Here is an 8539-nt window from a genome sequence, read left to right as displayed (position 1 = left end):
TCGACGGGGGCTGAAGATCGTCTGTCGGCGGGGGTGCGGGCGCGGCGAGGATGGCGCCGGGGCTCGATGATCACGGACCCGGAAAGGCAGTGACTCACGTGAACGGCAAGCTCAACGGGCATATTCGCGAGCGTCTTCTCGCGCCGAACTTCTGGCATCTCGCGACGGTGGGGGCGGACGGAGCGCCTCAGGTGTCGCCCATGTGGGCGGACATCGAAGGGGAGTACGTCATGGTCAACACCTCGGTGGGGCGGGTGAAGGAGGAGAACCTGCGGCGCAATCCGTACGTTTCGCTGTCGCACCACGACCCCGTGAACCCCTACGACCGGGCGGAGATCCGGGGCAGGGTCGTCCGGTTCGTGGAGGGCGAGGAGGCGGAGCGGGCGATGGACCGGCTGGCGCGGAAGTACCTCGGCGAGGACCGGTATCCGTGGCTGCTGCCGGGTGAGCGCCGGGTGATGCTGCTGATCGAGCCGACGCGGGTACGGAGGCTGGAGGGGGTCGAGCCGTTCCGGGCGGGCGTGCTGCCGGAGGGGACGGCGGGCTGATCCTCACCCAGGGCTGAACCGCCATCGCACGGGCTGAACCGCCACCCACGGGCTGAACCCTCACCCACGGGCGGTCGATCAGCGGAGCGCCCGGCGAGGCACGTCTCGCCGGGGCGCGCCGGCGGGCGTTGTCCCGACGCGCGGCCCTCGCGGCCCTCCGTGATCGGGGGCTCGGGTCGGGTGCCGGTACGTGGCGGGTTCCGAAAGGGTCTGCGTGGGACATGCCCCTCCGGCGTGTGCGGCGACTCGGCCGAGGTGTGATCGTCCGGCCCATGTGTGATCGTCCGGCCCCGTGTGACCGTCCGACCGAATGACCCTGCCGGCCGGGCCCTCCCCGGCCCGCGTCATCGGGCTGTCACCTCCAGCACCGCCTTGCCGCGGATGCGTCGTCCGCGCAGGGCCTCGGCCGCCTCGTCGAACCGGTCCCAGGGGCCCTGCCAGCCGGTCTCGACGGCCAGGGACCCCTCGGCGGTCAGCTCGGTGAGAACGGCCAGATCCGCGCCCACGTCGCCCTCGATGACGAAGGAGGACAGCGACTTGGCCGGGCCGACGGTCGCGTACGGCGGGAAGACCGCCGGTTCCCCGGACGTCCAGCCGACGCTCTGCACGCTGCCCCCGGGAGCCAGCAGGTCCCAGGCCGCGACCAGTTGAGGGCCGCCGACGCTGTCGATGACCACGTCCACCGGACGCCGAAGGCCCTCCAGCCCGATCAGCACCTCGTCGGCGCCCGCCTCGGCCAGCCCCTGGGCGCGGGCGGCCGAGCCCACGGATGCGATCACATGGGCACCGGACCGGGTCGCCAGCTGCACGGCGAACCTGCCGACCCCGCCGGACGCCCCGGTGACCAGCACCCTCTTACCCGGTCCGAGCCCGGCGGACCGCAGGGAGCGCAGCGCCGCCACTCCGGCGACCGGCAGGGCCACCGCCTTCGCCAGGTCGAGGCCCTTGGGCACCTCGGCGAGCGCACCCACGTCGATCGCGACGCGCTCGGCGAACGCCCCCGTGGTCAGGGCCACCACCCGCGTGCCCACCGCCGGCCCGGTTCCCCCGGCCGCGGCCTGCACGACCACGCCGGCCGCGTCCGAACCGAGTACCGCTCCCTCCGGCACCCGCCCGGACCGGGCGTCGTTGAGGTCGCCGTAGTTCAACGAGGCGTGCGACACCTCCACCAGGACCTGACCCGGTCCCGGTGCGGGCTCGGCGACCTCACCCAGACGTACGGCGGCCGGTGCGGACGGATCGACGACCAGAGCACGAACAGACATGTCTTCCCCCTCGGTTGTCGAGAGGTAACAGCGGTCATGGTCGAGAACTTCCCGCTCCCGTCCAGCCCTTGACCGCCCAGGGTCTACGACTGACGAACCGTCACTGCCCCGTGACCCAGCGGTACTGCAGCTCCGGTCGCCCCACGGTGCCGTACTGCGGGCGGCGCGCGGCGCGGCCCGCGTCGACCAGGTGCTCCAGGTACCGGCGGGCCGTGATGCGGGAGATGCCCACGGTCTCGGCGACTCCGGCGGCCGTCAGGCCCTCCGCGCTGTCGCGCAGGGTCACCGTCACCCGCTCCAGCGTCGGCGCGCTCAGCCCCTTGGGCAGCGCGGCCGGGCCCGGCGCGCGCAGGGCCGCGAGCGCCCGGTCCACCTCGTCCTGGCCGCTCGCCTCGCCGACCGCCGCGTGGAACTCGGCGTAGCGCACCAGGCGGTCGCGCAGGGTCGCGAAGGTGAACGGCTTCAGGACGTACTGCACGACCCCGAGTGAGACGCCCTCGCGTACGACGGCCAGGTCGCGGGCCGACGTCACCGCTATCACGTCCGCGTGATGGCCGGCCGCCCTGAGGGACCGGGCCAGGTGCAGTCCGTGCCCGTCCGGCAGGTGCAGGTCGAGCAGGAGGAGGTCCACCGGGGTGCGCTCCAGGGCCCGGCGGGCCTCCGCGCCCGAGTGCGCCTTGCCCACGGCCACGAACCCGGGCACCCGCCCGACGTACAGGACGTGCGCGTCGGCGGCGACCGGGTCGTCCTCCACCACGAGGACGCGGATGGCCTTCTCGCTGCTCGTCATGCGTCGCCTCCAGTGCCTCTGGCCACCGAGGCGGCCCCGGAGGGCACGGCGTCCGCCGGCGTTCCCGGCTCCCGCAGCGGCAGCCGTACCTCGAACTCCGCGCCGCCCCCGTCGGCCTCCGCGACCGTCAGGGAGCCCTCGTGCCGCTGGGCCGCCTGACGGACGAGCGCCAGCCCGAGTCCCCGCCCGCCAGGGCCCGCCGGCTTCGTCGAGAAGCCGCGCTGGAAGACCGCCTCGGCGTGCTCGGGGTCCACGCCGGGGCCCGTGTCGGAGACCCGCAGCACCAGCTCCGGGGCGTCACCGGCGTCCCGCGTGTAGGCCGCCACCGTCACGCGGGCCCGCACGCTGCCCTGCGCCGCGTCCACGGCGTTGTCGATCAGATTGCCGAGGATGGTCACCAGGTCCCGCGCCGGCAGGGACTCGGGCAGCAGACCGTCGTCCAGGCTGCTGTCCTCCGACACCATCAGCTCCACGCCCCGCTCGTTCGCCTGGGCCGTCTTGCCGAGCAGCAGCGCCGCCAGCACCGGCTCGCTCACCGCCGCCACGACCTGGTCGGTCAGTGCCTGTGCCAGCTCCAGTTCGGCCGTCGCGAACTCCACCGCTTCCTCCGCCCGGCCCAGCTCGATCAGCGAGACCACCGTGTGCAGCCGGTTCGCCGCCTCGTGCGCCTGCGAGCGCAGCGCCTGTGTGAAGCCCCGTTCGGAGTCCAACTCGCCCATCAGCGACTGGAGTTCGGTGACATCGCGCAGGGTGACGACGGTACCGCGCCGCTCGCCGCCCGACACCTGCGAGGTGTTGATCACCAGGACCCGGGACGCCGTGAGATGCACCTCGTCCACCCGCGGCTCCGACGCCAGCAGGGCACCCGTCAGCGGGGCCGGCAGCCCCAGCTCCGCCACCGACCTGCCCACCACGTCCCCGGCCACGCCGAGCAACTCCCGACCTCCGTCGTTGATCAGCGCCACACGGTACTGCCCGTCCAGCATCAGCAGCCCCTCACGCACGGCGTGCAGGGCGGCCTGATGGTAGTCGTGCATCCGGCTCAGCTCGGTCGCGTTCATGCCGTGGGTGTGGCGGCGCAGCCGGGCGTTGATGACGTACGTGCCGACCGCGCCCAGCACCAGCGCGCCGGCCGCGACGCCGAGCAGGGCCGTCAGCTGGTCCTGGACCCGCTGGGTGATCTGCTCGACCCGGATCCCCGCGCTGACCAGGCCGACCACCCTGTCGCCGTCCTGGATCGGCGTGACCGCGCGGACCGACGGGCCGAGCGTGCCCGTGTAGGTCTCGGTGAAGGTCTCGCCCTTCAGGGCCCGCTCGGTGTGCCCCTGGAACGTCTGGCCGATCTGCCGGGGGTCGGGGTGCGTCCAGCGGATGCCCCGCGGATCCATGATCGTGATGAAGTCGACCTCGGTGTCCCGCATCACCTTCAGCGCGTACGGCTGGAGCTCGGCCGTCGGGTCGGGGGTGCGGGTCGCCGCCAGCACCGACGGGGAGTCCGCGACGGACCGCGCCACCGCCCTGGCCTGCCGGGTCGCGGCCTCTTCCGCCTGGCTGCGGTCGCTGACGTAGGAGAACAGCGCGTATCCGGCCACGACGACCGCTATCAGCACGGCCTGCATGGCGAAGAGCTGGCCCGCCAGACTGCGGGGACCGGGGACGGTGAAGCGCATGTCGTCAGTCTGCCTCGTGGCTGATTGTGAACTAAATGAACGGAAGGGTGACCGCGCTCACAGAGAAGGACATAGTCACGGCATTCCCCATAACGCATCTCCGGGAGCCCCGCTCGGTTTTCCCCGAGTTTCCCGGAGTCTCCCCGGACGTGAGCCGCACGCCGGTGATGCCGACGACGTCGTCAAGGAGGGCCGCCGTGACCAGCGCAGCCGATACGGCACCTGCCGCACGCAAACCCAAGCGGGACCGCACGCACTATCTCTACATCGCGGTGATCATCGCGGTCGCCGCCGGTATCGCGGTGGGTCTGGCCGCTCCGGACTTCGCGCAAGAGCTGAAGCCGATCGGCACGGGGTTCGTGGCCCTGATCAAGATGATGATCTCGCCGATCATCTTCTGCACGATCGTGCTGGGCATCGGCTCGGTACGGAAGGCCGCCAAGGTCGGTGCCGTCGGCGGTATCGCGCTGGGCTACTTCATGGTGATGTCGCTCGTCGCGCTGGGCATCGGCCTGGTCGTCGGCAACATCCTCGAGCCGGGCACCGGCCTTGCGGTGACCGACGCGATCAAGGACGCTGGTCACGCGCAGGTCGATGCCGAGGCCAAGGACACCACGGAGTTCCTGCTCGGCATCATCCCGACCACGATCGTGTCGGCCTTCACCAACGAGTCGGTCCTCCAGACCCTGCTGATCGCCCTCCTCGCGGGCTTCGCGCTCCAGGGCATGGGTTCCGCCGGCCAGCCGATCCTGCGCGGCATCGAGCACATCCAGCGGCTCGTCTTCCGCATCCTCGCGATGGTCATGTGGGCCGCCCCGATCGGTGCCTTCGGCGCCATCGCCGCCGTCACCGGCTCCGCCGGTCTGGAGGCGCTCAAGAGCCTCGCCGTGCTGATGCTCGGCTTCTACGTGACCTGCTTCCTGTTCGTCTTCATCGTGCTCGGCGCCCTGCTGCGCGTGATCTCCGGTCTGAACATCTTCACGCTGTTCAAGTACCTGGGCCGGGAGTTCCTGCTGATCCTGTCCACGTCCTCCTCCGAGTCCGCGCTGCCGCGGCTCATCGCGAAGATGGAGCACCTGGGCGTCAGCAAGCCGGTGGTCGGCATCACCGTCCCGACCGGCTACTCCTTCAACCTCGACGGCACCATGATCTACATGACCATGGCCTCGCTGTTCATCGCCGACGCCATGGGTACGCCGATGTCGATCGGTGAGCAGATCCCGCTGCTGCTCTTCCTGCTGGTCGCCTCCAAGGGCGCCGCCGGTGTCACCGGTGCGGGTCTGGCCACGCTGGCCGGCGGTCTGCAGTCGCACAAGCCGGCCCTGGTGGACGGCATCGGCCTCATCGTCGGCATCGACCGCTTCATGAGCGAGGCCCGCGCCCTGACCAACTTCGCCGGCAACGCCGTGGCCACCGTGCTGATCGGCACCTGGACGAAGGAGATCGACAAGGAGCGGGTGGGCCAGGTCCTGGCCGGTCAGCTGCCCTTCGACGAGAAGACGCTGCTGGACGACGGCCACGGCGGCCCGGTCGACGACCACGTCGAGGCCGAGGTGCCCGAGCCGGGCGGCGAGAAGGAGCTGGCGAAGGCCTGACGGCCGCGCCGCCCCCGCAGAATCCGGGCGGCTGGGTGTCCCCCCGTCGCTCAGCCGCCCGGTCCCCACATCGAGAAGTTCACGCGTTCAGCTTCGCCACCAGCTCGGTGGCCTTCGAGGCGGGCACGCCCGCCGCGGTCAGTACGGTGACCGCGGCGCAGCGGCCCGCCTCTCGCGCTGCCAGCAGGCCGTCGTTCACGGCCTCCATCACGGCGAACAGCATCTGCTCGTGCACGTACGCCAGGGCCGGAGCCGGCAGCGGTGAGCTGAAGACGTTCTCGTCCAGCCCTTGCTGCAGCAGCCCGATGCTCGCGTCCCGGACCGGGGCGAGCCGCTCCCGGATCCCCTGCATGGTGACCGTGCGCTGGGCGAGGGCGACCAGCAGCCGGTAGCGGTCGGCGATCTCCCACACGGCCAGCACCGAGCGCGCCACCGCCTCCGCCGGTTCCCGCACGTTCTCGCGGCCCGCCGCGTGCGCGGCCGACAGCGCCTCCACGGCCTCGTCGACGAGCGTGCTGATCAGCGCCTCGCGGCTCGGGAAGTGCCCGTACACCGTCCGTCGTACGACGCCCGCGGCCCGTGCGATCTGGTCCATGGACGCGTCGGGGTCGCGCAGCAGCTCGGGGAGGGCGACGTCGAGGATGCGCCGGCGGTTGGCGTCGGCGCGGCTGGTTCCCGTGGTCATGGACGTCATTGTGCCCCTTCCCTCATTGAGTTGCACAGCGCTGTGCAACGGCGTAGATTGCACAGCGTTGTGTAAATGCACACCCATGTGCAACTACGAGCTGGGAAGGCGACCCCTGCCATGCGACTCGTCATGAACGAACCGGCCGAGAGGATGGACCGCCCCTACGCGCGCCGCTGGTGGGCACTCCTCGTGCTCTGCCTCAGCCTGCTGATCATCGTGATGGCCAACACCGCCCTCACCGTCGCCGCGCCCGCCATGACCGAGGACCTCGGCCTGTCCAGCGCCGACCTGCAGTGGGTGATCGACGGCTACACCGTCCCGTACGCCGCGCTGATGCTGCTGCTCGGCGCGATCGGCGACAAGTACAGCCGCCGGGGCGCGCTCGTCCTCGGCCTGGTCGTGTTCGCGGGCGGCTCCGTCTTCGGCTACCTCGCCGACAGCTCCGCGACGGTCATCGCCGCCCGGGCCGTGATGGGTGCGGGCGCGGCGATGATCATGCCCGCCACGCTGTCCCTGCTCGCCGCGACCTTCCCCAGGGCCGAACGCGCCAAGGCCATCACCCTGTGGACCGCCACGGCCGGACTCGCCATCGCGGCCGGACCGCTGGTCGCCGGGGCGCTGCTGGAGAACCACGGCTGGTCGTCGACGTTCCTCATCAACGTCCCCGTCGCCGTCCTGGCCCTCGCCGGCGCCTTCGTCCTCGTCCCGCCGTCCAAGGCCGCGGACCGCGGTCGCATCGACTACGGCGGCGGGCTGCTGTCGGTGGTGTGGATCGCCGCGCTGGTCTACATGATCATCGAGGGGCCGCACTTCGGCTGGGGCGTCAAGGCCCTCACCGCCGCGGTCGTCGCCGGAGCCGGGCTCGTCGCGTTCGTCCTGTGGGAGCTGCGCCACCCGCGCCCGCTGCTCGACGTCCGCCGCTTCACGAACCGCGGCTTCGCCGGCTCCAACCTCGCCGTCGCCCTGTTCTTCCTGGCCGTCTTCGGCGCCTTCTACTACCTGACGCAGCACCTCCAGTTCGTCCTCGGCTACGACGCCCTGGACACGGGCCTGCGCATGCTGCCGCTGGCGGGTGCCGTGTTCGTGGGGGCCGCCCTCACCGGCTTCCTCACGCCCCGGGTCGGCATGAAGTGGACCGTCACGGCCGGCATGGTCGGCGGCACGGCGGCCCTGGCCCTGCTCACCCAGGTGGACTCCGGCGCGTCGTACGGCGACTTCGTCGCACCGCTGATCGTCCTCGGTCTGTCGATCGGACTCGCGCTGTCGCCCTGCACGGACGCGATCATGGGGGCGTTCCCGGAGTCGAAGCTGGGCGTCGGCGGCGCGGTGAACGACACGTCGCTGGAGCTCGGCGGTTCGCTGGGCATCGCCATCCTCGGCTCGCTGCTGGCGACCTCGTACTCCGGCCACCTCTCGGACGCGACGGCCGGCAGCAAGCTCCCCGCCTCCTCACTCTCCACGGCCCAGGACTCCGTCGGGGCCGGGTACGCCGTCGCCCAGGGGATCGGCGACAAGGCCCGGCAGCTCGCCGAACAGGCCGCGCACACGAGCGACCCCCAGCAGGCGGAGCGACTGCGGGCGCAGGCCGAGCAACTCGGCGGCGGCGCACGGCAGATGGCCGACGCGGTCGGGTCCTCCTTCTCCGACGCGGTCGCGCACACCAGCCTGATCGGGGCCGTGATCCTGGGCGTCGGCACCGTGGTGGTGGCTCTGCTGCTGCCCGGCAAGGAGAAGGCGGTGGCCGAGCCCGCCGAAGAGAACGAGGAGAGCAGGGAACTGGAGTCCGCCGGATCTCGGTAGGGCCACCCGGAAGCCCCGCCCGCCCGCTCGCCGGGCAGGCGGGGCTTCACGGACACTCCCTCGGCCGTGCGCAGGAAACCGCCCGCCCGCCGGGCATGCGGGATCCCAGGGACGCTCCGGGCAGGCGGGATCCCAGGGGTGCTCTGGGCGGGCGGCATCGCGGGGGGCGCTCGGGGCCGGCCG

The 8539-nt window shown here is 72.0% G+C and carries 7 protein-coding genes; 3 read left to right on the top strand and 4 right to left on the bottom strand.

Translation table 11 applies throughout. The features are described from left to right. Positions 1 to 89: 89 nt before the first annotated feature. Positions 90 to 548 (top strand): PPOX class F420-dependent oxidoreductase, encoded by a 459-nt coding sequence (locus tag ABT116_RS36095; RefSeq protein ID WP_351642895.1) that lies wholly within the window; start codon positions 90 to 92, stop codon positions 546 to 548. A gap of 344 nt (positions 549 to 892) precedes the next feature. Here ABT116_RS36095 and ABT116_RS36090 read toward each other — a convergent pair whose 3' ends face one another. From ABT116_RS36090 to ABT116_RS36080, 3 genes are all read right to left on the bottom strand, one after another. Then, positions 893 to 1813: a zinc-binding dehydrogenase gene (locus ABT116_RS36090; RefSeq protein ID WP_351642892.1), complete on the bottom strand. Its 921-nt coding sequence runs from the start codon at positions 1811 to 1813 to the stop codon at positions 893 to 895. Positions 1814 to 1913: 100 nt separating this feature from the next. Next, complete coding sequence (locus ABT116_RS36085) at positions 1914 to 2603, bottom strand: response regulator (RefSeq protein WP_351642889.1); 690 nt, start codon at positions 2601 to 2603, stop codon at positions 1914 to 1916. Then, positions 2600 to 4273 carry a sensor histidine kinase gene (locus tag ABT116_RS36080; RefSeq protein WP_351642885.1) on the bottom strand — a complete coding sequence of 558 codons (1674 nt, stop codon included), beginning with the start codon at positions 4271 to 4273 and terminating at the stop codon, positions 2600 to 2602. Before ABT116_RS36080 ends, ABT116_RS36085 begins: the two co-directional genes overlap by 4 nt. Before the next feature lie 197 nt (positions 4274 to 4470). On the opposite strand from ABT116_RS36080, the gene ABT116_RS36075 reads away from it, so the two are divergent. Then, positions 4471 to 5868, top strand: a complete 1398-nt coding sequence (locus tag ABT116_RS36075) for a cation:dicarboxylate symporter family transporter (protein ID WP_351642882.1) — start codon at positions 4471 to 4473, stop codon at positions 5866 to 5868. Between the two features lie 79 nt (positions 5869 to 5947). Here ABT116_RS36075 and ABT116_RS36070 read toward each other — a convergent pair whose 3' ends face one another. After that, positions 5948 to 6562 (bottom strand): TetR/AcrR family transcriptional regulator, encoded by a 615-nt coding sequence (locus tag ABT116_RS36070; RefSeq protein ID WP_351642879.1) that lies wholly within the window; start codon positions 6560 to 6562, stop codon positions 5948 to 5950. Positions 6563 to 6673: 111 nt separating this feature from the next. Between ABT116_RS36070 and ABT116_RS36065 the strand changes: the two genes are divergently transcribed. Continuing rightward, a complete protein-coding gene (locus ABT116_RS36065; protein ID WP_351642876.1) occupies positions 6674 to 8356 on the top strand; it encodes a DHA2 family efflux MFS transporter permease subunit in 1683 nt (560 codons plus the stop codon). Positions 8357 to 8539: the final 183 nt, after the last annotated feature.

This window comes from Streptomyces sp. NPDC002130, assembly GCF_040296465.1.
GTDB lineage: Bacteria > Actinomycetota > Actinomycetes > Streptomycetales > Streptomycetaceae > Streptomyces.
Note: the sequence above shows the minus strand (reverse complement) of the source record. Positions and strands in the feature narration are given on the sequence as shown.